At 71.8% G+C, this 25,998-nt stretch carries 23 protein-coding genes; 16 read left to right on the top strand and 7 right to left on the bottom strand.

Annotated elements, in window-relative coordinates:
* Positions 1 to 129: 129 nt before the first annotated feature.
* The 10 genes from AC067J_RS31485 to AC067J_RS31440 all read left to right on the top strand — a co-directional run bounded on the left by AC067J_RS31485 (position 130) and on the right by AC067J_RS31440 (position 10,179).
* Entirely contained in the window at positions 130 to 576 is a 447-nt protein-coding gene (locus tag AC067J_RS31485; protein ID WP_478304970.1) for a Rieske (2Fe-2S) protein, read from the top strand.
* A gap of 51 nt (positions 577 to 627) precedes the next feature.
* Entirely contained in the window at positions 628 to 2,703 is a 2,076-nt protein-coding gene (uvrC, locus tag AC067J_RS31480) for an excinuclease ABC subunit UvrC (RefSeq protein ID WP_478304968.1), read from the top strand.
* A gap of 118 nt (positions 2,704 to 2,821) precedes the next feature.
* Positions 2,822 to 3,733: an RNase adapter RapZ gene (gene rapZ, locus AC067J_RS31475; protein ID WP_478304966.1), complete on the top strand. Its 912-nt coding sequence runs from the start codon at positions 2,822 to 2,824 to the stop codon at positions 3,731 to 3,733.
* Positions 3,734 to 3,799: 66 nt separating this feature from the next.
* Entirely contained in the window at positions 3,800 to 4,930 is a 1,131-nt protein-coding gene (locus tag AC067J_RS31470) for a gluconeogenesis factor YvcK family protein (protein ID WP_478304964.1), read from the top strand.
* Positions 4,921 to 5,901 carry a DNA-binding protein WhiA gene (gene whiA, locus AC067J_RS31465; RefSeq protein ID WP_148642545.1) on the top strand — a complete coding sequence of 327 codons (981 nt, stop codon included), beginning with the start codon at positions 4,921 to 4,923 and terminating at the stop codon, positions 5,899 to 5,901. Before AC067J_RS31470 ends, whiA begins: the two co-directional genes overlap by 10 nt.
* A 306-nt stretch (positions 5,902 to 6,207) precedes the next feature.
* Positions 6,208 to 7,212, top strand: a complete 1,005-nt coding sequence (gene gap / locus AC067J_RS31460; RefSeq protein ID WP_478304962.1) for a type I glyceraldehyde-3-phosphate dehydrogenase — start codon at positions 6,208 to 6,210, stop codon at positions 7,210 to 7,212.
* A 151-nt stretch (positions 7,213 to 7,363) separates the two neighbouring features.
* The gene (locus AC067J_RS31455) at positions 7,364 to 8,569 is read left to right on the top strand and encodes a phosphoglycerate kinase (protein ID WP_478304960.1); all 1,206 of its coding nucleotides are present in this window, start codon (positions 7,364 to 7,366) and stop codon (positions 8,567 to 8,569) included.
* 7 nt (positions 8,570 to 8,576) lie between these two features.
* Positions 8,577 to 9,362: a triose-phosphate isomerase gene (gene tpiA / locus AC067J_RS31450; protein WP_478304958.1), complete on the top strand. Its 786-nt coding sequence runs from the start codon at positions 8,577 to 8,579 to the stop codon at positions 9,360 to 9,362.
* An 87-nt stretch (positions 9,363 to 9,449) separates the two neighbouring features.
* On the top strand, positions 9,450 to 9,686 hold the full coding sequence (secG, locus tag AC067J_RS31445; protein ID WP_478304956.1) for a preprotein translocase subunit SecG: 237 nt from the start codon (positions 9,450 to 9,452) through the stop codon (positions 9,684 to 9,686).
* 205 nt (positions 9,687 to 9,891) lie between these two features.
* Positions 9,892 to 10,179, top strand: coding sequence for an RNA polymerase-binding protein RbpA (locus AC067J_RS31440; RefSeq protein ID WP_243436955.1), 288 nt, complete (start codon positions 9,892 to 9,894; stop codon positions 10,177 to 10,179).
* 99 nt (positions 10,180 to 10,278) lie between these two features.
* Here the strand turns inward: AC067J_RS31440 and pgl are convergent, their stop codons facing one another.
* The 5 genes from pgl to tkt form a co-directional block, all read right to left on the bottom strand.
* Entirely contained in the window at positions 10,279 to 11,067 is a 789-nt protein-coding gene (pgl, locus tag AC067J_RS31435) for a 6-phosphogluconolactonase (RefSeq protein WP_478304954.1), read from the bottom strand.
* Positions 11,064 to 12,146, bottom strand: coding sequence for a glucose-6-phosphate dehydrogenase assembly protein OpcA (gene opcA / locus AC067J_RS31430; RefSeq protein ID WP_478304952.1), 1,083 nt, complete (start codon positions 12,144 to 12,146; stop codon positions 11,064 to 11,066). The genes pgl and opcA overlap by 4 nt, the downstream gene beginning before the upstream one ends.
* Positions 12,143 to 13,699, bottom strand: a complete 1,557-nt coding sequence (gene zwf / locus AC067J_RS31425) for a glucose-6-phosphate dehydrogenase (protein ID WP_478305098.1) — start codon at positions 13,697 to 13,699, stop codon at positions 12,143 to 12,145. Before zwf ends, opcA begins: the two co-directional genes overlap by 4 nt.
* 63 nt (positions 13,700 to 13,762) lie before the next feature.
* On the bottom strand, positions 13,763 to 14,902 hold the full coding sequence (gene tal, locus AC067J_RS31420; protein ID WP_478304950.1) for a transaldolase: 1,140 nt from the start codon (positions 14,900 to 14,902) through the stop codon (positions 13,763 to 13,765).
* A 94-nt stretch (positions 14,903 to 14,996) separates the two neighbouring features.
* Positions 14,997 to 17,093 (bottom strand): transketolase, encoded by a 2,097-nt coding sequence (tkt, locus tag AC067J_RS31415; RefSeq protein WP_478304948.1) that lies wholly within the window; start codon positions 17,091 to 17,093, stop codon positions 14,997 to 14,999.
* 485 nt (positions 17,094 to 17,578) lie between these two features.
* Between tkt and AC067J_RS31410 the strand changes: the two genes are divergently transcribed.
* A complete protein-coding gene (locus AC067J_RS31410) occupies positions 17,579 to 18,520 on the top strand; it encodes a heme o synthase (RefSeq protein WP_478304946.1) in 942 nt (313 codons plus the stop codon).
* A 155-nt stretch (positions 18,521 to 18,675) separates the two neighbouring features.
* On the opposite strand, the gene AC067J_RS31405 is transcribed toward AC067J_RS31410, so the two are convergent.
* A complete protein-coding gene (locus AC067J_RS31405; RefSeq protein ID WP_478304944.1) occupies positions 18,676 to 19,317 on the bottom strand; it encodes a DUF2461 domain-containing protein in 642 nt (213 codons plus the stop codon).
* A 218-nt stretch (positions 19,318 to 19,535) separates the two neighbouring features.
* Between AC067J_RS31405 and AC067J_RS31400 the strand changes: the two genes are divergently transcribed.
* Positions 19,536 to 19,874 (top strand): hypothetical protein, encoded by a 339-nt coding sequence (locus AC067J_RS31400; protein ID WP_478304942.1) that lies wholly within the window; start codon positions 19,536 to 19,538, stop codon positions 19,872 to 19,874.
* Between the two features lie 76 nt (positions 19,875 to 19,950).
* Here the strand turns inward: AC067J_RS31400 and AC067J_RS31395 are convergent, their stop codons facing one another.
* The gene (locus tag AC067J_RS31395) at positions 19,951 to 20,955 is read right to left on the bottom strand and encodes a COX15/CtaA family protein (RefSeq protein ID WP_478304940.1); all 1,005 of its coding nucleotides are present in this window, start codon (positions 20,953 to 20,955) and stop codon (positions 19,951 to 19,953) included.
* 241 nt (positions 20,956 to 21,196) lie between these two features.
* On the opposite strand from AC067J_RS31395, the gene AC067J_RS31390 reads away from it, so the two are divergent.
* The 4 genes from AC067J_RS31390 to AC067J_RS31375 all read left to right on the top strand — a co-directional run bounded on the left by AC067J_RS31390 (position 21,197) and on the right by AC067J_RS31375 (position 25,973).
* Positions 21,197 to 22,621 carry a choice-of-anchor A family protein gene (locus tag AC067J_RS31390; RefSeq protein WP_478304939.1) on the top strand — a complete coding sequence of 475 codons (1,425 nt, stop codon included), beginning with the start codon at positions 21,197 to 21,199 and terminating at the stop codon, positions 22,619 to 22,621.
* Positions 22,622 to 22,921: 300 nt separating this feature from the next.
* Positions 22,922 to 23,665 carry an LAETG motif-containing sortase-dependent surface protein gene (locus AC067J_RS31385; protein WP_478304937.1) on the top strand — a complete coding sequence of 248 codons (744 nt, stop codon included), beginning with the start codon at positions 22,922 to 22,924 and terminating at the stop codon, positions 23,663 to 23,665.
* A 175-nt stretch (positions 23,666 to 23,840) separates the two neighbouring features.
* Positions 23,841 to 24,278: a WXG100 family type VII secretion target gene (locus AC067J_RS31380; protein WP_478304935.1), complete on the top strand. Its 438-nt coding sequence runs from the start codon at positions 23,841 to 23,843 to the stop codon at positions 24,276 to 24,278.
* A 3-nt stretch (positions 24,279 to 24,281) separates the two neighbouring features.
* Complete coding sequence (locus tag AC067J_RS31375) at positions 24,282 to 25,973, top strand: alpha/beta hydrolase (protein WP_478304933.1); 1,692 nt, start codon at positions 24,282 to 24,284, stop codon at positions 25,971 to 25,973.
* The last annotated feature ends 25 nt before the right edge of the window (positions 25,974 to 25,998 follow it).

The raw sequence follows: 25,998 nt of genomic DNA, 5'->3' as shown, positions 1-25,998 counted from the left end.
CCCCCCGACGCACGGGGGGCGGCCGGATAAACCCGGCATAGACTTCCGCCCGGCCCGCAGCAGCCGGGCCGTCGCGGCCGCGCACACCCCCGCAGCCGCGGTGACACCCGCCAGACCAGGAGCACCCTCATGCCCGAGGCCCCCGACAGCCTGCCGGCCGACAGCCCCGCCACCTCCCGCCGCACCCTGCTCTGCGGTGCCGCGGCCGTCCTCGCCGCCGGCGGCACGCTCGCCGTCTCCGGCTGCTCCTCGTCCTCCTCCGACTCCTCCGCCGCCGGGACCCCGGTGGACGTCGGCCCGGCCGCCGCCGTGCCGGTCGGCGGCGGCACCGTCTACCGCGAGAAGAAGATCGTCGTCACCCAGCCCACCGAGGGCCAGTACAAGGCGTTCAGCGCCAAGTGCACCCACGCCGGCTGTGTCGTCGACCAGGTCAAGAACCAGAAGATCCAGTGCCCCTGCCACGGCAGCCTCTTCGGCATCACCGACGGCGCCGTGCTGGAAGGCCCGGCCCCCACCCCGCTGCCCGAGTACACCGTGGCGGTCGAGGGCGGCAACCTCAAGGTGACCCCGCGCTGAAGCAGTTGATCTCCCCTCCGAAGGCCCGGCCCGACTCGGTACGGTGGACCCATGGCTGACCCGTCCACCTACCGCCCGGCGCCGGGCGCGATCCCCACCTCGCCAGGCGTCTACAAGTTCCGCGACGCCCACGGGCGGGTCATCTACGTCGGCAAGGCCAAGAGCCTGCGCCCGCGGCTCTCCTCGTACTTCCAGGACCTCGCCGGACTGCACCCGCGCACCGCGACCATGGTCACCACCGCCGCCTCGGTGGAGTGGACCGTGGTCGCCACCGAGGTGGAGGCGCTCCAGCTGGAGTACTCCTGGATCAAGGAGTTCGACCCCCGCTTCAACGTCAAGTACCGCGACGACAAGAGCTACCCCGAGCTCGCGGTCACCCTGAACGAGGAGTACCCGCGGGTCCAGGTCATGCGCGGCGCGCACAAGAAGGGCGTGCGCTACTTCGGCCCCTACGGCCACGCCTGGGCGATCCGCGAGACCGTCGACCTGCTGCTGCGCGTCTTCCCCGTCCGCACCTGCTCCAACGGCGTCTTCAAGCGCGCCCGCCAGGTCGGCCGCCCGTGCCTGCTCGGCTACATCGGCAAGTGCGCCGCCCCCTGCGTCGGCAAGGTCTCGCCCGAGGAACACCGCGCCCTGGCCGAGGACTTCTGCGACTTCATGGCCGGCCGCACCGGCAACTACCTGCGCCGCCTGGAGGGCGAGATGCAGGAGGCCGCGGTCGAGATGGAGTACGAGAAGGCGGCCCGCCTGCGCGACGACATCGGCGCGCTCAAGCGGGCCATGGAGAAGAACGCCATCGTCCTCGCCGACGCCACCGACGCCGACCTGCTGGCCGTCGCCGAGGACGAACTGGAGGCCGCCGTCCAGATCTTCCACGTCCGCGGCGGCCGGGTCCGCGGCCAGCGCGGCTGGGTCACCGACAAGGTCGAGGACGTCGACACCGCGGGACTGGTCGAGCACGCCCTCCAGCAGCTCTACGGCGGCGCCCGCGAGGACGGGAGCGGCGAGTCCGTCCCCCGCGAGGTCCTGGTGCCCGCACTGCCCGACCCCGCCGGGCCGGCCCGCGACTGGCTGAGCGGCCTGCGCGGCAGCCAGGTCGACCTGCGGGTGCCCCAGCGCGGCGACAAGAAGGACCTGATGGCCACCGTGCAGCGCAACGCCCAACAGGCGCTCGCCCTGCACAAGACCAAGCGCGCCTCCGACCTCACCACGCGAAGCCGCGCCCTCCAGGAGATCGCCGACGCACTGGAGCTGGACTCCGTCCCGCTGCGCATCGAGTGCTTCGACATCTCCCACCTCCAGGGCGAGGACGTGGTCGCCTCGATGGTCGTCTTCGAGGACGGCCTGGCCCGCAAGAGCGAGTACCGCCGCTTCCAGATCAAGGGCTTCGAGGGCCAGGACGACGTCCGCTCGATGCACGAGGTGATCAGCCGCCGGTTCCGCCGCTACCTGCAGGAACGCGAGCAGACCGGCGAGTGGGCCGTCCCCGAGACGGGCCCCGAGGAGGGCTCCGAGGACGAGCCGGGCACCGAGGCGCCGGGCGGCCCGGTCGACCCCGAGACGGGCCGCCCGCGCCGCTTCGCCTACCCCCCGCAGCTGATCGTCGTCGACGGCGGCCAGCCCCAGGTCGCCGCCGCCCAGCGGGCCCTGGACGAGCTCGGCATCGACGACGTCGCGCTCTGCGGCCTGGCCAAGCGCCTGGAGGAGGTCTGGCTGCCCGGCGAGGACGACCCGGTCGTGCTCCCGCGCAGCAGCGAGGGCCTCTACCTGCTCCAGCGGGTCCGCGACGAGGCCCACCGCTTCGCCATCGCCTACCAGCGGGGCAAGCGTTCCAAGCGACTCACCGCCGGAGAACTGGACTCCGTCCCCGGCCTCGGCGAGACTCGCCGTCAGGCGCTGCTCAAGCACTTCGGCTCGCTGAAGAAGCTCCGGGCGGCCACCGTCGACGAACTCTGCGCCGTCCCCGGCATCGGCCGGCGGACGGCGGAGACAGTTGCGGCGGCGTTGTCGTCCCGTACACCTGCCGCACCAGCCGTGAACACCGCCACGGGCGAGATCATCGAGGACGGCGCCGATGAGCCGGCGCCCGCGGCACCCGAGACCGCACCCACCCAGGAGACGCCATGACGGCCGATGCCGCCCGTCAGCCGGCGCGCCCCGTGCTCACTCGCCCGAGTGAGCCGGGGAAGCTTGCCCGCGCGACGCGCGTTCTCCACAGCAGAACCACCGAGAGCGGGGAACCGAAGTGACCGTGTCCGATTACGGGGGCACCGCCCGGCCGGAGGCCGGCGGAGAGAACACCCCGGAGCTGGTGATCATCTCCGGCATGTCCGGAGCCGGCCGCTCCACCGCCGCCAAGTGCCTGGAGGACCTGGGCTGGTTCGTGGTGGACAACCTGCCGCCGGCCCTCATCCCGACCATGGTCGACCTCGGCGCCCGGTCCCAGGGCAACGTCGCCCGGATCGGCGCCGTCGTCGACGTCCGCGGCCGGCAGTTCTTCGACGACCTGCTGACCTCCCTGGACGAGCTGGAGAAGCGCGGCGTCCGGCTCCGTGTGGTTTTCCTGGACTCCTCCGACGACGCCCTCGTCCGCCGCTTCGAGGGAGTGCGCCGCCCGCACCCGCTCCAGGCCGACGGCCGGATCGTCGACGGCATCGCCCAGGAGCGGGACCTGCTGCGCGAGCTGCGCGGCGAGGCCGACCTGGTGATCGACACCTCCAACCTCAACGTCCACCAGCTGCGCGCCAAGCTCGACGCCCAGTTCGCCGACCACGACGAACCCGAGCTGCGGGCCACCGTGATGTCCTTCGGCTTCAAGTACGGCCTGCCGGTCGACGCCGACCTCGTGGTGGACTGCCGCTTCCTGCCCAACCCGCACTGGGTGCCCGAGCTGCGGGCCCGTACCGGCACCGACGCCGACGTCGCCGACTACGTGTTCCAGCAGCCCGGGGCCAACGAGTTCCTCAACGGCTACGCGGAGCTGCTGCGCATCGTCACCGAGGGGTACCGCCGCGAGGGGAAGCGCTACATGACGCTTGCCGTAGGCTGCACCGGTGGCAAGCACCGCAGCGTCGCGATGTCCGAGCGCCTGACGAAACGTCTCATCTCGGACGGCGTCGAAACGGTGCTCGTCCACCGTGACATGGGACGGGAGTAGCCGCCGCACCCCCTGCCGGGCCGCCGGCGGAAGGTCGGCGGCCGGCAAGAGGAACGCGAGGTAGGTGTGACGGGATACGTGCCCGGGCGGCAGTTTCAGAACAAGGCCGCCGACCGGAGCGGGGTGGCGGCCCGGTCCTTCGCGACCGGCCGGCCCCGCGCCGGAGCGGCCCGCACCAGCCCGGCCCGTCCCCACCAGGCGCCCCGGACCAACCAGGCGCCCCGGATCACCGCGCTCGGCGGCGGCCAGGGCCTGTCCGCCTCGCTGTCCGCGCTGCGCCGGCTCACCACCGACCTGACCGCCGTGGTCACCGTCGCCGACGACGGCGGTTCCAGCGGCCGGCTCCGCGAGGAGCTGGGGGTGCTGCCCCCGGGCGACCTCCGCAAGGCGCTGGCCGCGCTCTGCGGGGACGACGACTGGGGCCGCACCTGGTCCGAGGTGATCCAGCAGCGCTTCACCGGCAGCGGCGAGCTGGGCGGCCACGCCGTCGGCAACCTGCTGATCGTCGCGCTCTGGGAGAAGCTCGGCGACCCGGTCGCCGCCCTCGACTGGGTCGGCCGGCTGCTCAACGTCCAGGGCCGGGTGCTGCCGATGTCGGCCGTCCCGCTGGACATCGAGGCGGTCGTCCGCGGCCACGACCCGGCGCACCCGGCCGAGCTGGCCGCCGTCCGCGGCCAGGCCAGCGTCGCGGTGACCCCGGGCACCGTGCAGTCGGTGCGGCTGCTGCCGGACGAGCCGCCGGCCGTCCCGGAGGCGGTCACCGCCGTCCGCGAGGCGGACTGGGTGGTGCTCGGCCCCGGCTCCTGGTTCACCAGCGTGCTGCCGCACCTGCTGGTGCCCGAGCTGGCCAAGGCGCTGGTCGAGACCCGCGCGCGCCGCCTGCTCACCCTGAACCTGGCCCCGCAGCCGGGCGAGACCGAGGGCTTCACCCCGCAGCGTCACCTGGAGGTCATCGCCGACCACGCCGCGGACCTCGCGGTGGATGCGATCCTGGTGGACGAGCGCGCCGTCACCGGCGGCGCCTTCGGCCAGGCGGACCTGGCCGGCCTGGAGAAGGCCGCCGAGCGGATGGGCGCCGCCCTGGTGCTCGGCCGGGTCGCCCGTACCGACGGCACGCCGCGACACGACCCGGAGCTCTTGGCAGCCGCGTACGACCGGATTTTCCGGACACATGGAAGGATCGGGCCATGGCGATGACTCCAGCGGTGAAGGACGAAATCAGCCGGCTCCCGGTCACCCGGGCCTGCTGCCGCAAGGCGGAGGTGTCGGCGATCCTGCGATTCGCGGGCGGGCTGCACATCGTGAGCGGCCGCATCGTGATCGAGGCGGAGCTCGACACCGGCGCGGCCGCCCGGCGTCTGCGCAAGGACCTGCTGGAGATCTTCGGACACTCCTCGGACCTGGTCGTGATGGCCCCCGGCGGCCTGCGGCGCGGCAGCCGGTACGTGGTCCGGGTGGTCAAGGACGGCGAGCTGCTGGCGCGGCAGACCGGTCTGGTGGACGGCCGGGGCCGGCCGATCCGGGGCCTGCCCCCGGCGGTGGTCTCCGGCGCCACCTGCGACGCCGAGGCGGCCTGGCGCGGGGCCTTCCTGGCGCACGGCTCGCTCACCGAGCCCGGCCGCTCCTCCTCGCTGGAGATCACCTGCCCCGGCTCCGAGGCCGCCCTCGCCCTGGTCGGCGCCGCCCGCCGGCTCGGCATCCCGGCCAAGGCCCGCGAGGTGCGCGGCGTGGACCGGGTGGTGATCCGCGACGGCGACGCCATCGGCGCGCTGCTCACCCGCCTCGGCGCCCACGAGTCGGTGCTCGCCTGGGAGGAGCGCCGGATGCGGCGCGAGGTGCGCGCCACCGCCAACCGGCTCGCCAACTTCGACGACGCCAACCTGCGCCGCTCGGCCCGGGCCGCGGTGGCTGCCGGTGCCCGGGTGCAGCGCGCGCTGGAGATCCTGGGCGAGGAGGTGCCCGAGCACCTGGCCGCCGCCGGTCAGCTGCGGATGCAGCACAAGCAGGCCTCGCTGGAGGAGTTGGGCGCCCTCGCCGACCCGCCGCTGACCAAGGACGCGGTGGCCGGCCGGATCCGCCGGCTGCTGGCGATGGCCGACAAGCGCGCCTCCGAGCTGGGCCTGCCGAGCACCGAGGCCAACCTGACGGACGAGATGGCACTCAACTGACTCTTGACGATCGCGTTCGGTGATGATCTCCCCCGCCGGTGCCCGCTGTTCGGGCACCGGCGGTGCCGTGTCCGAGGGGCGGACGGAGGGCTCCCGCCGGAGGGCCCGCGGGCCCGGGACCAACTGCCCCGGAGGGCAAGGACGGAAGGCCCGAAGACGCCCGGATCACGCGCCACGCCAGGGGTTGCGGAGCGGGCTGATGTGCTCTACCCGGCCTTGGAGGGGTAGGGTCATAGGCGGTCGGGGACATCCCAAATTCCACCCCGTCGGCATAGCGTCCGGCGTACCTAACGAGGAGATCGGTTCGTGACGATCCGGGTAGGCATCAACGGATTCGGCCGCATCGGCCGCAACTTCTTCCGTGCGGTTCAGGCCCAGGGCGCGGACATCGAGATCGTCGGTGTCAACGACCTGACCGACACCAAGACCCTGGCGCACCTGCTGAAGTACGACTCGATCCTGGGCACCTTCCAGGGCGAGGTCTCGCACACCGCTGACAGCATCACCGTCGACGGCAAGACCTTCAAGGTCATCGCCGAGCGCGATCCCGCCAACCTCCCCTGGGGCGAGCTGGGCGCGGACGTCGTCATCGAGTCGACCGGCATCTTCACCAAGGCCGAGGCGGCCAAGAAGCACGTCGCCGCCGGTGCCAAGAAGGTCATCATCTCGGCGCCCGCCACCGACGAGGACATCACCATCGTCATCGGTGTCAACGACGACAAGTACGACGCCGAGAAGCACACCGTCATCTCCAACGCCTCCTGCACCACCAACTGCGTGGCGCCGCTGGCCAAGGTGCTGAACGAGAACTTCGGCATCGTCAAGGGTCTGATGACCACGGTGCACGCGTACACCAACGACCAGGTCACCCTGGACTTCCCGCACAAGGACCTGCGTCGCGCCCGCGCCGCGGCCCTCAACATCATCCCGACCTCGACGGGTGCCGCCAAGGCGACCGCCCTGGTCCTGCCCGAGCTCAAGGGCAAGCTGGACGGCACCTCGCTGCGCGTCCCGGTCCCGACCGGCTCGATCACCGACCTGGTCGTCACCCTGGAGCGCGACGTCACCGTCGCCGAGGTCAACGAGGCCTTCAAGAAGGCCTCGGAGACCACCCTCAAGGGCATCCTGCAGTACACCGAGGACCCGATCGTCTCCTCCGACATCGTGAACTCGCCGTTCTCCACGATCTTCGACTCGCTGATGACCATGGTCCAGGGCAACCAGGTCAAGGTCTTCGGCTGGTACGACAACGAGTGGGGCTACTCGAACCGCCTCGTCAACCTGACCACCCTCGTCGGTGGCCGGCTCTGACGCAGCGGGAGCTGACGTGAAGTAGGGGGGAGGGCCCGGAAGGCATGTGCGAAGCCGACCGGGCCCTCCGTCTGCGCACCCTCAACTCCCAATTGACGGCCCGCCGTTGTGCCGTCGCCTGCTCCACCTTCTCGCCAGGAGACCGAAGACCGTGAAGACCATCGAAGACCTGGACGTCGCCGGCCGGCGCGTGTTCGTCCGCGCGGACCTGAACGTCCCGCTGTCCGGCGGCACGATCACCGACGACGGCCGGATCCGCGCCGTCGCCCCGACCATCGCCAAGCTCGTCGAGCGCGGTGCGAAGGTCGTCGTCGCCTCCCACCTCGGCCGCCCCAAGGGCGAGCCGGACCCGCAGTTCTCCCTCGCGCCGGTGGCCGTCCGCCTCGGCGAGATCCTCGGCAAGCCGGTCGCGTTCGCGACCGACACCGTGGGCGAGAGCGCGAAGGCCACCGTCGCCGCCCTGGCCGACGGCGAGGTCACGCTGCTCGAGAACCTGCGCTTCAACGCCGGTGAGACCAGCAAGGACGACGCCGAGCGCGGCGCCTTCGCCGACCGGCTGGCGGGCCTGGCCGACCTCTACGTCGGCGACGGCTTCGGCGCGGTGCACCGCAAGCACGCCTCGGTGTTCGACCTGCCGGCCCGCCTGCCGCACGCGGTCGGTGACCTGATCGCCACCGAGGTGGGCGTGCTCAAGCGCCTCACCGAGGAGGTCGAGCGCCCGTACGTGGTGGTGCTCGGCGGCTCCAAGGTCTCGGACAAGGTCGGCGTGATCGACAACCTGCTCGGCAAGGCCGACCGCATCCTGATCGGCGGCGGCATGGCGTACACCTTCCTCAAGGCCAAGGGCCACGAGGTCGGCATCTCGCTGCTGCAGGAGGACCAGATCCCGACGGTGCTGGACTACCTGAAGCGCGGCGAGGAGAGCGGCGTCGAGTTCGTGCTGCCGGTGGACGTCGCGATCTCCGCGAAGTTCCCGGACACCAAGACGCACGCCCCGGTCGAGGACTTCGAGGTCGTCGGCGCCGACGGCATCCCGGCCGACAAGGAGGGCCTCGACATCGGCCCGAAGACCCGCGAGCTGTTCGCGGCGAAGCTGGCCGACGCGAAGACGGTGTTCTGGAACGGCCCGGTGGGCGTCTTCGAGCACCCGGCCTTCGCCGAGGGCACCAAGGCCGTCGCCCAGGCCCTGGTCGACAGCGACGCGTTCACCGTGGTCGGCGGCGGCGACTCCGCCGCGGCCGTCCGCATCCTGGGCTTCGACGAGACGAAGTTCGGGCACATCTCGACCGGCGGTGGCGCGAGCCTCGAGTACCTGGAGGGCAAGACCCTTCCCGGTCTCGCCGCCCTGGAAGGCTGATACCGCAATGACTGAGCGTCTCCCGCTGATGGCGGGCAACTGGAAGATGAACCTCAACCACCTCGAGGCCATCCAGCACACCCAGAAGCTGGCCTTCGCGCTGGCCGACAAGGACTACGAGTCGGTCGAGGTGGCCGTCCTCGTGCCGTTCACCGACCTCCGCTCGGTGCAGACCCTGGTCGACGGCGACAAGCTGAAGATCAAGTACGGCTCGCAGGACATCTCGCAGCACGACTCCGGTGCCTACACCGGCGAGGTCTCCGGCCCGATGCTGGCCAAGCTCAAGTGCACCTACGCGGTGATCGGCCACTCGGAGCGCCGCCAGTACCACGGCGAGAACGAGGAGATCGTCAACGCCAAGGTGAAGGCCGCCTACCGCAGCGGGGTCACCCCGATCCTCTGCATCGGCGAGCCGCTGGAGATCCGCAAGGCCGGCACCCACGTCGAGTACACCCTGGCCCAGCTCGACGGCGCCCTGCAGGACGTCCCGGCCGACCAGGCCGAGTCCATCGTGGTCGCCTACGAGCCGGTCTGGGCGATCGGCACCGGCGAGGTGGCGACCCCCGAGGACGCCCAGGAGGTCTGCGCCGCGATCCGCGTGCGGATCGCCGAGCTGTACGGCGCCGAGCTGGCCGGGAAGGTCCGCGTGCTGTACGGCGGTTCGGTCAAGTCCTCCAGCGCGGCCGGTCTGATGGCCAAGCCGGACGTCGACGGCGGCCTGATCGGCGGTGCCTCCCTGGACGCCGACGAGTTCGTCAAGATCGTGCGGTACCGTGAGCAGGCAGTAGGCTAACGCCGCCGCAGCAACGTAGGCTTTGGGGCCGGACCGCCGTGCGCGGTCCGGCCCCTTCGCCGAAGATACGAGAGAGTTGGTCCCGTCGTGGTTATCGGGTTCTCGATTGCCCTGATCGTCTTCAGCCTGCTGATGATCCTCCTGGTGCTGCTGCACAAGGGTAAGGGCGGCGGCCTGTCGGACATGTTCGGCGGCGGCGCGATGTCGACCGGTGGCGGCTCGGCGGTGGCCGAGCGCAACCTGGACCGCATCACGATCGTGGTCGGACTCGGCTGGTTCGCATGCATCATCGTGCTGAGCCTGGTCATGAAGTACAAGAGCTGACGTACCTCTGACGCCCCGTCGCCCCGCGGCCTATGCTGGAACGGTCCGGGGCGGAGCCGGTGGTGGCGCATCCTTAACTCCTGCTTACACTAGGACGACTTTCGCCACCGACGCGCATCGCGGCGGGTCGGCGCACCAGCACGCAGGGAGTCAGACCGTGGCAAGTGGCAACGCCATCCGTGGCAGCAGGGTCGGAGCCGGCCCGATGGGTGAGGCGGAGCGCGGCGAATCCGCCCCCCGCAACCGGATCTCCTTCTGGTGTGCCAACAAGCACGAGACCCGCCCGAGCTTCGCGGCCGAAGCGGTCATCCCGGAGACCTGGGACTGCCCGCGCTGCGGCTTCCCGGCCGGCCAGGACGAGCACAACCCGCCCGCGCCGTCCCGCAACGAGCCGTACAAGACCCACCTCGCCTACGTCCGCGAGCGCCGGACCGACGCCGACGGCGAGGCGATCCTCGCCGAGGCGCTGGCCAAGCTCCGCGGCGAGATCTGAGACGCACCGCCGCGCGCCGGGGGCGGGTGCCCGCGGGCGCGCGGCAGCAACACGAAGGGCGTCACCGTTCGGGAGAACGGTGACGCCCTTCGCGCGTGCTCAGGCCGAGGCCGGCGGGTACAGCTGGGGCGGCAGCTGGGCCGCCGCGGAGCGGTCCAGCAGCCACAGGGTGCGCCCGCGCCCGTACGCGCCGGAGGCGGGCGCCTGGAGCTCGCCGGGGCCGGACAGGGCCAGCGCGACCGCGCCCGCCTTGTCCTCGCCCGCCGCCAGCAGCCAGACCTCGCGGGCCGCCCGGATCGCCGGGAGGGTGAGCGAGATCCGGGTCGGCGGGGGCTTCGGCGCGCCGCGCACGCCGACCACCGTCAGCCCGGTCTCCCGGACGCCCGGGTGCTCGGGGAAGAGCGAGGCGACGTGGGTGTCCGGGCCGACGCCGAGCAGCAGCACGTCGAAGGCGGGGACGCCGAGCCGGTCGCCCGGTCCGGCCGCCTTCGCCAGCTCCTCCGCGTAGCGTGCGGCGGCCGTCTCGACGTCCGAGCCGTCCACGCCGTCCGAGGCGGGCATCTCGTGCACCCGCGCCGGGTCGAGCGGGACGGCGTCCAGCAGCTCCGCCCGGGCCTGGACGGCGTTGCGCTCCGGGTCGGCGGCGGGCACGAACCGCTCGTCGCCCCACCAGAGGTCGAGCTTGGCCCAGTCGACCGCGTCCCGCGCCGGGGAGGCGGCGATGGCGGCCAGCAGGGCGTTGCCGTTGCGCCCGCCGGTGAGCACCACCGAGGCGGTGCCGCGGGCGGCCTGGGCGTCCACGATCCGGGTGATCAGCCGGGCCGCGGCGGTCTGGGCCATCAGCTCCTTGTCCCGGTGGACGACCAGCTGCGGGGTGGCGGCCGTCATGCCTGCGCCTTCTTGGCGGAGCGCTTGCCGGCCGCCTTCTTCGCGGGGGCGGGTGCGGGGGCCTCGGCGGCCACCGCGGCCTCGGCGGCGGCCGCCACGGCCTCCACGGCGACCTCGTCGGCCGCGTCGACCACCGGGGCCGGCTCGTCCGACGGTTCGAGCAGCCGGTCCACCGGAGTGCGCACGGCCGCCGCGTAGATGTCGTCCGGGTCGAGCCGGCGCAGCTCCTCGGCGATCAGCTCCGAGGTCTCGCGCCGCTTGAGCGCCACCTGGCGGTCCGGCGAGCCGGGCATGGAGAGCGTGCCCATCAGGCCGTCCGGGCGGTCCAGGGTGATGTCCCCGTCCGTGGTGCGCAGGTGCACCGCGGTGATGCCCGGGCCGTTGGTGACGACCCGCTCGACCGGCACGTGCAGCCGGGTGTGCAGCCACAGGCCGAGCAGCTCGACGCTGGGGTTGTACGACTCGCCCTCGACCACCGCGGAGGTGATCGTGGACGGCCGCTGGTCCAGCGCGGCGGCCAGCATCGAGCGCCAGCCGGTGATCCGGGTCCAGGCCAGGTCGGTGTCGCCGGGGGTGTAGCTCTGCGCCCGCTGGGCGAGCTGGCCCACCGGGGACTCGGCGGTGACCGCGTCGGTGATCCGGCGCTGGGCGATCGAACCCAGCGGGTCCTGCGCCGGGTGCAGCGGCGCATTCTCCGGCCACCAGACCACGACCGGGGCGTCCGGCAGCAGCAGCGGCAGGACGACCGACTGCGCGTGCGAGACCAGCTCGCCGTGCATGCGCAGGATGACCGTTTCGCCGGAGCCGGCGTCGGAGCCGACCAGGATCTCGGCGTCCAGGCGGGTCTCGGCGCGGGCCCGGGGCGAACGCCCGGCGCGCTTGATGACCGCCAGGGTGCGCGAGGGGTGCTCGCGGGAGGCGTCGTTGGCGGCCTTGAGGGCGTCGTACGCGCTGCCCTCGTCGGTCACGATCACCAGGGTGAGCACCATGCCGGCGGCGGTGGACCCGCCCGCCCGGCGCGCCTCCATCAGGGCGGCGTTGATCTTGCCGGACGTGGTGTCCGTGAGGTCGATCTTCATGGCCGGCGCCAGCTCCTGCCGTCTCGTGCGAGCATCTCGTCAGCCTCGGCCGGGCCCCAGGTGCCGGCCGGGTACTGGGCGGGCTTGCCGTGGGCGTCCCAGTACTTCTCGATCGGGTCGAGGATCTGCCAGGACAGCTCGACCTCCTGGTGGCGCGGGAACAGGTTGGCGTCGCCGAGCAGCACGTCGAGGATGAGCCGCTCGTACGCCTCCGGGGACGACTCGGTGAAGGACTCGCCGTAGGCGAAGTCCATCGTGACGTCGCGGACCTCGAAGGAGGTGCCCGGCACCTTGGAGCCGAACCGCACGGTGACGCCCTCGTCCGGCTGGACCCGGATGACCAGGGCGTTCTGCCCGAGCTCCTCGGTCGCGTAGGAGTCGAACGGCAGGTACGGGGCGCGCTGGAAGACCACCGCGATCTCGGTGACCCGGCGGCCCAGCCGCTTGCCGGTGCGCAGGTAGAACGGCACGCCCGCCCAGCGGCGGTTGTTGATCTCCAGCTTGATGGCCGCGTAGGTGTCGGTCCGCGAGTCCGGGTTGATGCCGTCCTCGTCGAGGTAGCCGACGACCTCCTCGCCGCCCTGCCAGCCGGACGCGTACTGGCCGCGCACGGTGTGCTTGCCGAGGTCGGCCGGGAGCTTGACGGCGCTGAGCACCTTGAGCTTCTCGGCGACCAGCGCCTTCGGGTGGAAGGACGCCGGCTCCTCGATGGCGGTGAGCGCCATCAGCTGGAGCAGGTGGTTCTGGATGACGTCCCGGGCGGAGCCGATGCCGTCGTAGTAGCCGGCCCGGCCGCCGATGCCGATGTCCTCGGCCATGGTGATCTGCACGTGGTCGACGTACGACCGGTTCCAGATCGGCTCGAACATCTGGTTGGCGAAGCGGAGCGCCAGGATGTTCTGGACGGTCTCCTTGCCCAGGTAGTGGTCGATCCGGAAGACCTCGTCCCGGGGGAAGACCTCGTGGACGATCCGGTTCAGCTCCTGGGCGGACTCCAGGTCGTGGCCGAAGGGCTTCTCGATGACGGCGCGGCGCCAGGAACCCTGGGGAGGGTCGGCCAGGCCGTGCTTCTTCAGCTGCTGGACGACGGTCGGGAAGAACTTCGGCGGGACGGACAGGTAGAAGGCGAAGTTGCCGCCGGTGCCCTGCGCCTTGTCCAGCTCCTCGATGGTGGCGCGGAGCTTGTCGAAGGCGTCGTCGTCGTCGAAGTCGCCCTGGACGAAGCGCATGCCCTTGGCGAGCTGCTGCCAGACCTCCTCGCGGAAGGGGGTGCGGGCGTGGTCCTTGACCGCGTCGTGCACCTCCTTGGCGAAGTCCTCGTCCTCCCACTCGCGGCGGGCGAAGCCGACGAGCGAGAAGCCCGGCGGCAGCAGGCCGCGGTTGGCCAGGTCGTAGATGGCCGGCATCAGCTTCTTGCGGGACAGGTCGCCGGTGACCCCGAAGATGACCAGGCCGGACGGCCCCGCGATGCGCGGGAGCCGCCGGTCGGTGGGGTCACGAAGCGGGTTGACGGGGGCCGGCGTGGGGTCGCCTGCGTCCGAGTCCGACGTCAACTCAGGGAAGTCAGTGCTCACTTGATGGGCTCCGCTTTCGTGCGCTGGCTGTGTGAGCAGGGGTCACTTCTCGCCGGCGAAGGAGGCCAGCGAAGCGGTGACGGTGTCGAGCAGCTCGTTCCAGGACTGCTCGAACTTCTCCACGCCCTCGTCCTCCAGGACCTGCACGACGTCGTCGTAGTCCACCCCGGCGGCGGCGATGGCGTCCATGACGGCCTTCGCGTCGGCGTAGTTGGGGACGATGGTGCCGCCGGTGACCACGCCGTGGTCGCCGGTCGCCTCAAGGGTGGCCTCGGGCATGGTGTTCACGGTGCCCGGGGCGACCAGCTCGGTGACGTACAGGGTGTCCGGCAGGGCCGGGTCCTTGACGCCGGTGGAGGCCCAGAGGGGGCGCTGCGGCTTGGCGCCGGCGGCCTCCAGGGCGCGCCAGCGGTCGCTGCCCGCGGTCTTGGCGTCGACGCTGCCGAAGACCTCCTCGTACGCCTGGTAGGCGAGGCGGGCGTTGGCGAGCGCGGCCTTGGAGCGGAGGTCCCGGGCGTCGCCGCCGATCTTGTCCAGGCGCTTGTCGATCTCGGTGTCGACGCGCGACACGAAGAAGGAGGCGACCGACTCGATCTGCGAGAGGTCCAGGCCCTTGGCCTTGGCGGCCTCCAGGCCGGTCAGGTAGGCGTCGATGACGGCCTTGTAGCGCTCCAGCGAGAAGATCAGCGTGACGTTGACGCTGATGCCCTTGCCGATGACCTCGGCGATCGCGGGCAGGCCGGCCTTGGTGGCGGGGATCTTGATGAACACGTTCGGGCGGTCGACCAGCCACCACAGCTGCTTGGCCTCGGCGACGGTGGCGGCGGTCTCGTGGGCCAGGCGCGGGTCGACCTCGATGGAGACCCGGCCGTCGCGGCCGTTGGAGGCGTCGTAGACCGGGCGCAGCACGTCGGCGGCGTCCCGCACGTCCGAGGTGGTGATCATGCGGACGGCCTCGTCCGTGGTGACCTTGCGGACGGCGAGGTCGCGCAGCTGGCCGTCGTAGGAGGAGTCGCCGCCGCCGATGGCCTTCTGGAAGATGGTCGGGTTGGTGGTGACGCCCACCACGTGCTTGTGCTGCACCAGCTCGGCGAGGTTGCCGCTGTTGAGCCGCTTGCGGCTGAGGTCGTCCAGCCAGATCGCCACGCCTTCGTCGCTGAGGCGCTTCAGTGCGTCAGTCATGGTGCTTCAGTCCTTCGTCTGTATGTCCGTGGGGTCCTCGGGGGGCCGGCCGGGCGTCCGGTGTGCGGTCGGTGCGCCCGGCCGGCGGGTGCCGCTAGCGGTTGACGGCTTCCAGCGAGCGCAGCGCGTTGTGGGCCTCGGCGACGACGCGCTCGGCGGTCAGGCCGAACTCCTCGAAGAGGACCTGGTAGTCGGCGGAGGCGCCGAAGTGCTCCAGCGAGACGATCCGGCCGTGGTCGCCGACCAGCTCGCGCCAGCCCTGGGCGATGCCGGCCTCGACCGACACGCGGGCCTTGACCGACGGCGGCAGCACGCTGTCGCGGTAGGCCTGGTCCTGCTCCTGGAACCACTCGAAGGACGGCAGCGAGACGACGCGGGTGGCGACGCCCTCGGCCTCCAGGACCTCGCGGGCCTTGACGGCCAGCTGGACCTCGGAGCCGGTGCCGAGCAGGATCACCTGCGGGTCGCCGGTTGACGCCTCGGCGAGGACGTAGCCGCCCTTCGCCGTGCCCTCGGCGGAGCCGAACACCGTGCGGTCGAAGGTGGGGACGTTCTGGCGGGTGAGCGCCAGGCCGACCGGGCCGGGGTGGGTGGTCTGGCGCTCCAGGACGGTGCGCCAGGCGACGGCGGTCTCGTTGGCGTCGGCCGGGCGGACCATGGCCAGGCCCGGGATGGCGCGCAGCGAGGCCAGGTGCTCGACCGGCTGGTGGGTCGGGCCGTCCTCGCCGAGGCCGATGGAGTCGTGCGTCCACACGTAGGTGACCGGCAGCTTCATCAGCGCGGCCAGGCGGACCGCCGGGCGCATGTAGTCGGCGAAGACCAGGAAGGTGCCGCCGAAGACGCGGGTCCGGCCGTGCAGCGCGATGCCGTTCATGGTCGAGCCCATGGCGTGCTCGCGGATGCCGAAGTGGATGGTCCGGCCGTACGGGCTCGCCGACTTCAGCGGGTTGCCCTCGGGGAGGAAGGAGCTGTCCTCGTCGATGGTGGTGAGGTTGGACTCCGCGAGGTCGGCCGAGCCGCCCCACAGCTCCGGGATCACCGCGCCGAAGGCCTTCAGGCTCTCGCCGCTGGCCTTGCGGGTGGCGACGGCCTTGCCGGCCTCGAAGACGGGCGTCGCCTTCTTCCAGCCCTCGGGCAGCTCGCCGGCCTGGATGCGGTCGAACTCGGCGGCGCGCTGCGGGTGCGCGGCGCGCCAGGCGTCGAGGGACTGCTCCCACTCGGTGCGGGCGGCCTTGCCGCGCTTGATCACCAGGCGGGCGTGCTCGATGACCTTGTCGCTGACCTCGAAGGTCTTCTCCGGGTCGAAGCCCAGGACCTTCTTGGTGGCGGCGATCTCGGCGCCGCCGAGCGCGGAGCCGTGGGCCTTGGCGGTGTTCTGGGCGTCCGGGGCCGGCCAGGCGATGATCGTGCGCATAGCGATCATCGACGGGCGGGAGGTCTCGGCCTTGGCGGCGGCGAGGGCGTCGGCGAGCGCCGCCACGTCGATGTCGCCGTTGGACTTCGGGGTGACCCGCTGGACGTGCCAGCCGTACGCCTCGTAGCGCTTGAGGACGTCCTCGGAGAACGCCGTCTCGGTGTCGCCCTCGATCGAGATGTGGTTGTCGTCGTAGAGCGCGACCAGGTTGCCCAGCTTCTGGTGGCCGGCCAGCGAGGAGGCCTCCGCGGAGATGCCCTCCTCCAGGTCGCCGTCGGAGACGATGGCCCAGACCGTGTGGTCGAACGGGGACTCGCCGGCCGGGGCGTCCGGGTCGAAGAGGCCGCGCTCGAAGCGGGCCGCCATCGCCATGCCCACGGCGTTGCCGATGCCCTGGCCGAGCGGGCCGGTGGTGGTCTCGACGCCCGCGGTGTGGCCGTGCTCGGGGTGGCCCGGGGTGCGGCTGCCGGCGACCCGGAAGGCCTTGAGGTCGTCCAGCTCCAGGCCGTAGCCGGAGAAGTAGAGCTGGGTGTAGAGGGTCAGGCTGGTGTGACCGGGGGAGAGGACGAACCGGTCGCGGCCGACCCAGGCCGGGTCGGTCGGGTCGTGGCGCAGGAAGCGCTGGAAGATCAGGTAGGCCGCGGGGGCCAGCGACATGGCCGTCCCGGGGTGCCCGTTGCCGACCTTCTGGACCGCGTCCATGGCCAGAACGCGGGCGGTGTCGACCGTCCGCTCGTCGAGGTCGGACCACTCGAATGAATTCGGCGTCGTGCTCACCCTGTCTCAGGGCTCCTTCCATTGTGAAGAGTGACCCCGTGAGGGACCGGGTCGGCCACGTCGGTGGGGCCGGACGCTGGGTGGTGCCGGTCACGGAGGGTAGATCCCGCTTCTGTGGGCGAGCCTACCGTCCGGGCCGGGGCTCACCCTCCGTGGTGGGACAACTCAGGCATGTTGGTCGCCATTCCCCGGGCGGGCGGCCGGATCCTTTGTCCACCCTCGCCCGGATTGGGGAGGTTCGCCTCTCCGGGGCGCGGGCGGGGGGCGGCCTCGCTCCGGCGGGTCCGCGAGAGGGGTCCGCGGGCATCGGTCCAGGCCGGGGCGGCGGGGTTCACCCGGCGGTGTGCGTTCCGCCTCGCCGGGGCACCCCGGGGCCGGTGGGGAGATATGGAGCGTCTAAGGTGGCGTGGTACGCGCAGAGCGGACGATTCGGGAACAACGTTCCGGTGGCCGCCTGTGAGGATTCATCTTCAGTTGGGGTGTTAGTGACCGCCGTCGAATCCCGTCCCGCCGGGGTCACCGGGGCGACGCCTGCGCAACGGCCGTTCGGGGCCCGTGTCGGCGCCTTCGTCGCACTGACCAAACCGCGGATCATCGAGCTGCTGCTGATCACCACCGTGCCGGTGATGTTCCTGGCGCAGCGCGGTGTCCCGGACCTCCTGCTGGTGTTGAAGGTGGTCATCGGCGGTTACCTCTCCGCGGGCGGCGCCAACGCGCTCAACATGTACATCGACCGCGACATCGACGCCGTGATGTCCCGGACCGAGCGCCGCCCGATCGTCACCGGCATGGTGTCGCCGCGCGAGGCGCTGGTCTTCGGCATCACCCTCGCGGTCGGTTCGACGCTCTGGCTGGGCGCGCTGGTCAACTGGCTCTCCTCCGCCCTGGCGCTGGGCGCGCTCCTCTTCTACGTGTTCGTCTACACGCTCGGACTGAAGCGCCGCACCGCGCAGAACATCGTCTGGGGCGGCATCGCGGGCTGCATGCCGGTGTTCGTCGGCTGGGCGGCCGTCACGAACACGGTCTCCTGGTCGGCGCTGGTGCTCTTCCTGGTGATCTTCTTCTGGACGCCGCCGCACTACTGGCCGCTGTCGATGAAGGTCCGCGAGGACTACGAGCGGGCCGGCGTGCCGATGCTGCCGGTGATCAAGGGCAACCTGGCGGTCGCCAAGCAGATCGTCGCCTACTCCTGGGTGATGGTGCTCGTCTCGCTGGCGCTCTGGCCGCTCGCGGACACCAGCCTGCTCTACCCCGTCTCGGCGGTGGTGCTGGGCGCCGCGTGGCTGAAGGAGGCGCACGCGCTGTACGCCCGGGCCAAGGCCGGGCTGGTGGGCGCCAAGCTGAAGGAGATGCGGCTGTTCCACTGGTCGATCACCTACCTGACGCTGCTGTTCGTGGTGATCGCGGTGGACCCGTTCGTGAAGTGAGTCCGGCGTGACGCCCGCGTCGTCGTGAAGGGCCCCGGTCTGCGGACCGGGGCCCTTCGGCGTTCACGGGGGCGGGGCGACTGCTCGGCGGGCGGCCGCGTTCACCGGGGCCGGGCGACGGCTCGGCGGGCGGGGCCGGGTGGGTGCTCGACGGCTCAGCGGGCGGGGAGTTCGGACGGGCCGACGTGGCCGTCCAGCCAGTCCTTGAGGGGCTGTGAGGCGCGCAGGAAGGCGGTGATCCGGTCGTAGGCGTCCGGGGTGCCCAGCCAGGGCTCGGGGGCCCACTCCTGCCAGGCGATCAGGCCCTTGTGGCGGAGCAGTCCGATCCGCGGGTGGTCCTTGGGGTAGCCGCGCGGGGCGGACTTCAGCGAGTCCCGGCCGACCACCTGCGGGCCGGCCTTCCGGACCCGGGCCACCACCCGCTCCAGTTCGGCGCCCGAGACGTCCTCGGCGACGGCCGCCCGGTACCGCTCCAGCTGGTCGGGGGCGAGCTGGTACAGCCCGTTGCCGCAGGCCAGGCCGTCGGCGGAGAGCTGGACGTAGCCGCCGGCCGCCAGGTGGGCGCCGATGTGCGTCTTGTACGGGGACTTGTCGGCGCTGAACCGGACGTCGCGGTTGGGGCGGAAGATCTTCCCCGGCCCGAACTCGGGTTCCAGCTCGGCGAGCAGCCGCTCCATCGGCTCCCGTACGGCGTGCTCGTACCGGGTCCTGTGGGACTGCCAGAAGGTCTTGGAGTTGTCCGCCTCCAGGTGCTCGTAGAAGTCGAGCGCCTCGGCGGGCCAGCCATCGAAGGTCACCCCACCAGTATGTGGCCCGGGGCGCCGCCGGGTGCGGGCCGGTGTGCCGGGCGTGCGGTGCGGCGCGGTGTGTGGCGCGGTCCGGCGCGCGTGCGGTGTGCGTGCGGTGTGTGGCCCGACGCGCTCGCGGTGTGCGGCGCGGGGCGTGGCCGGATGTGTGGCCCGGCGCACAGCGCGCTCCCGTCGCCAGCCCCGCTACCGCTCGGTAGCATGCGGGCATGAGCAGCGCAGAGACCGCCACCACCGCCGCGCCGGACGCCCGCGCCGAGCGCCGCGCCAAGCGCATCGCCAAGCACCTCACCAGCTTCGCCCGGCAGCACGGCGGCAGCGCCGACGGCGTCGTCGAGTACGTCGGCGCGGTCGCCACCCGGATCGTGGTGGTCGGCGCGGACGGCACCTGGGGCGACCAGGTCGCGCCGAGCTACGCGGTGGGCCGCCGGGCCGCCGAGCTGGCCGGGGTCACCCTGCACGACGACTTCGAGGGCGAGCTCGCCCTGAAGGTGAGGACCGGTCCGTACGAGTGGAAGCGGATGGCCGGCATCCAGATCGGCGGCTGACCGCCCGGTCGCACCAGCACGCCGAAGGGCCCCGGTCTCCACGAGACCGGGGCCCTTCGGGTGTCCGCGGGGCGGGTCAGACCGTGGTGGCCTGGGGGACCTCCTCGGTGGTGGCCGACGCGGGGAGGGTGCCCGCGGGGGCGGCCTCGTCCTCGCGGACCCGCAGGGCCAGCGGGATGCGCAGGGCGGCGATCCAGGTGAGCGTGGCGCCCAGCATGTGGATGCCGACCAGCAGCTCCGGGACGTCGGTGAAGTACTGGACGAAGCCCAGCACACCCTGGAGGAGCAGGACGACCAGCAGCTCGCGCGCCCGGGCCCGGGCGGCCGGCGGGGCCTTGACGGCGGCGAAGACGAAGATCACCGCGATCGCCAGGCCGAGCGAGACGAACGCGAGGTCGGCGTGGACCTGGGCGAGGCGGTCGTAGTCGATCGGGATGCGCGGGACGAACTTGTTGTCCTTGGGCGTCCCGGGGTGGTGGCCGGCGCCGGTGACCAGCGTCCCGGCGGCGACCAGCAGGCCGATCACGCCGACCAGGACGTAGGCGAGCCGCTTGATGGGCTCGGCGACCAGCGGGCGGGCCGGGCCGTCGCCCTCCTTGGACCGCTCCCACATCAGCAGGGCGACCCAGACCAGGGCCATCGCGGCGATCAGGTGCAGCGCCACCGTGTAGGGGTTGAGCCCGGTCAGCACGGTGATGCCGCCGAGCACGGCGTTGCTCATCACCAGCCAGAACTGCGCCCAGCCGAGCTTGCTGAGGCCGTGCCGCCAGGGCCGGTGGCAGCGGGCGGCGAGGATGGCCCAGCCGACCGCGGCGCTCAGCACGTAGGTGAGCATCCGGTTGGCGAACTCGATGACGCCGTGCAGGCCCATTTCGGGGGTCGGCGTCAGGCTCTCGTCGGTGCAGCGGGGCCAGGTGGTGCAGCCGAGGCCGGAGGCGGTGAGCCGGACGGCGCCGCCGGTCACGACGATCACCACGCTCATCACCAGTGCGGCGAACGCGGCGCGCCGGACCATGGCGGCGGAGGGTCGCCAGCGCTCGGCGAGCAGGGAGAAGGGGGTGGTGGTACGCACGGCGTCCATGGTAGGCGCCCTTACGGGCGATCTTGGGGCGGGGCCGGGCCGCCGGGCCGATCGCGGCGGAGCGGTTCGCCCGGGGCGCCGCCGCGGAGGACGCCGCCGCCGCGAGGCGGAACAAAAGGGACTGTTCGGGCAATGCGGGAATTGGTCTTGACCAATTGCTCATCTGGCCGAAAGAGTGCGGCTTGGTCCATACCTTTTTCCGGACCCCTCCCACCCCCGCACGTAAGCGGAGATCCTGCACATGCGCATACCCGTACCCGCCGCTGCGCTCGCGCTCGGCGGATCCCTTGTCCTGGCCGGCCTGATCGCCCCGGCCGCCGCCCACGCCACCGAGCCCGGCCAGCAGTGCCAGGGCCTCGGAGTCGCCAACCTCTACGGCGAGTTCGTCGAGGGCGACGACACCCACACGCCGGACGCCGAGGGTGCGGTGGCGGTCGGCGGCAACGCCGACTTCACCGGCGGCTTCTCGGTCGGCCAGGAACTGACCGCCGACCAGGTGAAGGCGCTCCCCGGCGGCAACGCGCTGGTCGTGGCCGGCCGCGTGACCGGGCACAACACCCAGGTGATGAAGGGCAACGGCATCTACGGCTCCAAGGCCGAGGGCGCCGTCATCGACGCACACCAGGGCAAGATCAGCCAGGGCGCCTCGCCGATCGACTTCAAGGCCGAGTTCACCAAGCTGCGCGCCGCCTCCGTCCAGCTGGCCGCCGCGCCGCAGACCGCCGCCGCCAAGGTCGAGGCCAAGGGCGCGGACCTCTACCTGACCAGCGGCGACGCCTCGTACAACAGCTTCACCGTCAGCGCGGCCACCCTGCAGGGCGCCACCAACATCTTCCTGAAGGTGCCGGCCGGCTCGGTCACCGTGGTCAACGTGACCGGTGACTCGTACGACATGGCCGCCGCGAAGACCACCGGCTTCAACCTCTGGGACGAGGGCAAGAAGGCCTACCTGCTGGACGACAAGCTGCAGAGCGCGCACGGCGGGGCGATCCGCGCCAAGCTGCTCTGGAACTTCCCGACCGCGACCAAGGTCGTCAAGAACGGCCCGGCCGCCTGGGCCGGCACCGTGCTGGCGCCGAACGCCGCGTTCTCCCTGAACACCCCGGGCGTCGGGGGCGCGAAGCCCACCGGCGGCGGCCCGGTCAACGGTTCGGTGATCGTCGCCTCGCTGACCGGCACGGCCGGCGCGGAGACGCACCACTTCCCGTTCACCGGCTGCCTGCCGGTGGTGACGCCGCCGACCACCCCGCCCACCACGCCGCCGACCACCCCGCCGCCGGTCGTGCCGACTGGTACGCCGTCGGCGACCACCACCCCGAGCACCCCGGGCTCCACCGGCACCCCGAGCACCCCGGGCACGCCGTCGGCCACCCCGGGCACGCCGGGCGCCTCGGTGACCCCGGGCGGCTCCGCGAGCCCGTCCGCCTCGGGCAGCGCCAAGCCGAGCGCGAGCGCTTCCGCGAGCCCGTCCGCCTCCGCCTCGGGTTCGGCGGCCGTGCCGGCCGCCTCCGCGAGCCCGTCGGCCGAGGCCAGCACCGGGGGCGGTCTCGCCCACACCGGTTCCGGCCCGGTCGTGCCGCTCGCGATCGGCGGCGCGGTCGTCATCGCCGCCGGTGGCGCGCTGGTGCTGGTCGCGCGTCGCCGCAAGGCGGCCGGCCAGGCCTGAGCCGCCTGGGGTCGACTGCTCGGTGGCCCCCGGTGATCGAATCCGATCACCGGGGGCCGCTGGTTTTCGGCCGGTGTGACGGAGTTCATTCGAGTTCGCCGAAGCGGTGTCGTCCGAGGTCGCGGGTGTGATGGGCTTTCCGTGCACATCCGAGGCCGGACGGACAGGGGAAATCCGGTCGTGCGGTGGGGTGTAGAGGGACGTGGACGTGCCGGTAGAGTCCCCCGGACAGTCGTAGCGGGCCACCGCTGATCCACTCAACACGCCTGCTGCACAAGACCGTTCGGAGGGGACAACGAAATGGCGCGACAGCGGCGGCAGATCGGCATCAGCAGTGCGGCACTCGCGGGGGCGGCGGCGGCAGCCGTCCTGCTGCCGCTGGCCCTGGCCACGAGCGCCTCGGCACACGTGCCGGTCTGGCAGGTCACCTGCGACAAGATCGTGATCGATCTGACCGACTACAGCGACGCGACGGGCGTGAAGAACGCCGTCAGCCTCACCGTCGACGGTGAGAAGGTGCTGGACCAGAAGGAGTTCGGCAAGGAGTTCCACCAGACGTTCCCGGTGAAGGCGCACACCGCGCCGATCAGCGCCACCTTCGTGGTGACCACCACCGAGGACCCGAAGAACAACGACTGGAACAAGACGGAGACGAAGACGATCGAGGTCTGCGCGACCCCGACGCCGACTCCCACCTCGACGCCGACTCCCACACCGACGCCCACCCCGACTCCCACCCCCACTCCGACGGTGACGCCGACCCCGACCCCGACGCGCACCGTCACCCCGACCCCGACGCCGACCCCCACCCGGACGGCGACACCCACCCCGACCCCCACGCCCACGCGGACGCCCACCCCGACGCCGACCCGCACGGCGACCCCGGTCCCGACGCCCACCTCGACGCCGACCGTCCAGGTGCTCGCCTCGACCGGTAGCAGCGACGCCACCCCGGTGATCGCCGCCGCCGGCGGCGGAGTCGTGGTCCTCGGCGGCGCCCTCGTCTTCCTCGCCCGCCGCCGCCGCAACGGCGACGAGAGCTGACGCGGATACGACCGGCAGCGCCCAACGGCCCCTCGACTCCTCCGAGTCGAGGGGCCGCGCCGCGTGCTCGCGGGCCGGTCGATGCGCACCTGAGTACGAGAACTCATGCGCACCACCGGGCGGGTCCGGCAGGATCTGGGCATCACCACGCTGAGACGACGCACAGGGGGGAACCGTGCCGAATCCCGATCTCGCTTCGGAGTTCAAGGTCAATCCGGCAGCACTGGCCGGCTGCGGGCAGACCGCCCAGCACATAGCGGGACAGGTGCCGGGGGAGACGACGAAGATCGTCGCACCGAGCGACAGGGCCGCTGCGACGCTTCAGGGTTGGCTCACGGCAACCGCGATCCACAACTGCGCCACGAACTGGAAGACCCTGCTGGACAAGCTCTCCGGCGAGATGTCGGACGTCGGTTCCAAGCTCGTCCAGACAGCGGTCTCCTACCAGCAGGGGGAGCAGAGCGCCTACGGGCACCTCCGCGGCGCGGCGGGCACCGCTCAGGGCGGCGCGACCCCGGCGGCGGGAACCGATCCCTTCGGGACGGTCCTGGCCGGCGAGAACTCCACCGCCACCGCCGTCGCCCGTGCCGCCGCAGAGCGGAAAGCCCAGTAGCCGATGGACATCACGAGCCTCTACAACGCCAACCTCAACAACATCACCAACGCGAAGAACGCCTTCGACGCCCTGGCCGCCGCCTTCGGACAGCACGTGGAAGCCTGGCAGCACGAGGTGGCCGACCGGCTGAGCGCTTCGCACTGGACCGGCCCCACCTCCGCCACGGCCCACGGCCGCATCACCGACCTGGGCGGCAAGCTCCAGGCCGCTCGCCAGGAACTCTCGTTCGTCGGCAAGGCGTTGGCCAACGCCGCCGAACAGTTCGCGCTGGCCCAGTCCCACCTGGTCGGCGCCCTCGACGACGCCAAGAACGCGAAGCTCAACGTGGCCCCCGACGGGCGGATCACGTGGGACAACGAGCCCTCCTCCCCGAACTTCGCCGGCACCGGCGCCGAGACGAGCGCAATAGCGATCAGCAACCGCATCACGGCAGCACTCAACGAGGCGGTCCGCGCCGACCAGGAGATCAGCGCGCGGCTGAACCACCTGGCGGCCAACGCGAGCAACGGCACCGGGCTGAACGCCGCCACCGTGGCGCAGGACCTGGCCGCCGAGACCGCCCGCGAGCGGATACCCGTCGCGGGCACCGACCCGAACAGCGTCAAGCAGTGGTGGAGCGGCCTCACCGAGGACCAGCGGCAGAAGTTCACCCGGGACCACCCCGACCGGATCGGCAACCTCGACGGCATCCCGGCGGTCGACCGCGACCGGGCCAACCGCATCACCCTTCAGCAGGCGAAGCTGGACCTCCAGTCCCAGCTCGACCACCTGGGTCCCGAGCCGCCCGCGAAGGTCGCGGGAATGAACGGCGCCGTCTCGAACCCGGCCCACGACGAGTGGGAGAGGCGGAAGGCCCTGCTGCAGGAGCAGCTCGTCGGTGTGAGTGCCATCGAGAAGCGGTTGACGACCCGGGTCGATGAGGAGCATCCGCCCACCTACCTCCTCGGCTTCGACACCAAGGGCAACGGTCACGCCATCGTCGCGGTGAACAACCCCGACACCGCGGACAACGTCTCGACCTACGTTCCCGGCACTGGAGCGCGGCTCGGCAGCATCGACGGTGACATCGTCCGGTCGGACCGGATGGTCGCCTCGGCCAACGAGGCCAACGGGAGGTCGAAGACCACGTCGTCCATCACCTGGGTCGGATACGACGCGCCGCAGTCGATCGTCCCGGAGGCGACGGAGGACAGCTATGCGAAGAACGCCGCGAACAGCCTGCACGGCTTCGAGACGGGCCTTCGTGCCACCCATCAGGGGGCTGCGTCGAACAATACGATCCTCGCCCACAGTTATGGGACCACCACGGCCGGCTATGCCTTGCGTGAGAAAGGCCTGCCGGTCGACAACGTCGTCCTGATCGCCAGCCCTGGAGCCGGCGTCGAGCATGCCCGTGATCTCGGCGTCGATCCGTCGCGTGTCTTCGTTGCGAAGGGGGATGTCGACAAGATCGACATGGCGCCCCCTCTGGCCGCCGACAAGCTGGCAAGCAACGCCGGAAACAACATCGGATCCTGGCACGGCCTTGTTCGGAACCCCGACCATCACCTGATTCACGGGCGGGATCCCATGAATCCCGACTTTGGTGCACGGGTGATCCCGACCGGCCCCGGAACGGGCCATTCCGACTACTGGAACCCCAACTCGGTCTCCCTCCGGGTCATGGGAGAGATCATTGCTGGAAGGAAATGATGAGAATCGCCGGGCGTGCGTCCGA

It is taken from the genome of Kitasatospora sp. NPDC042419, from assembly GCF_056437345.1.
Note: the sequence above shows the minus strand (reverse complement) of the source record. Positions and strands in the feature narration are given on the sequence as shown.

Coding starts and splice junctions, on each gene's coding strand:
- AC067J_RS31485 (WP_478304970.1), top strand. CDS start 130: ATGCCCGAGGCCCCCGACAGCCTGCCGGCCGACAGCCCCGCCACCTCC.
- uvrC (WP_478304968.1), top strand. CDS start 628: ATGGCTGACCCGTCCACCTACCGCCCGGCGCCGGGCGCGATCCCCACC.
- whiA (WP_148642545.1), top strand. CDS start 4,921: ATGGCGATGACTCCAGCGGTGAAGGACGAAATCAGCCGGCTCCCGGTC.
- tpiA (WP_478304958.1), top strand. CDS start 8,577: ATGACTGAGCGTCTCCCGCTGATGGCGGGCAACTGGAAGATGAACCTC.
- AC067J_RS31440 (WP_243436955.1), top strand. CDS start 9,892: ATGGGTGAGGCGGAGCGCGGCGAATCCGCCCCCCGCAACCGGATCTCC.
- pgl (WP_478304954.1), bottom strand. CDS start 11,067: ATGACGGCCGCCACCCCGCAGCTGGTCGTCCACCGGGACAAGGAGCTG.
- opcA (WP_478304952.1), bottom strand. CDS start 12,146: ATGAAGATCGACCTCACGGACACCACGTCCGGCAAGATCAACGCCGCC.
- tal (WP_478304950.1), bottom strand. CDS start 14,902: ATGACTGACGCACTGAAGCGCCTCAGCGACGAAGGCGTGGCGATCTGG.
- AC067J_RS31400 (WP_478304942.1), top strand. CDS start 19,536: ATGAGCAGCGCAGAGACCGCCACCACCGCCGCGCCGGACGCCCGCGCC.
- AC067J_RS31395 (WP_478304940.1), bottom strand. CDS start 20,955: ATGGACGCCGTGCGTACCACCACCCCCTTCTCCCTGCTCGCCGAGCGC.
- AC067J_RS31390 (WP_478304939.1), top strand. CDS start 21,197: ATGCGCATACCCGTACCCGCCGCTGCGCTCGCGCTCGGCGGATCCCTT.
- AC067J_RS31385 (WP_478304937.1), top strand. CDS start 22,922: ATGGCGCGACAGCGGCGGCAGATCGGCATCAGCAGTGCGGCACTCGCG.
- AC067J_RS31375 (WP_478304933.1), top strand. CDS start 24,282: ATGGACATCACGAGCCTCTACAACGCCAACCTCAACAACATCACCAAC.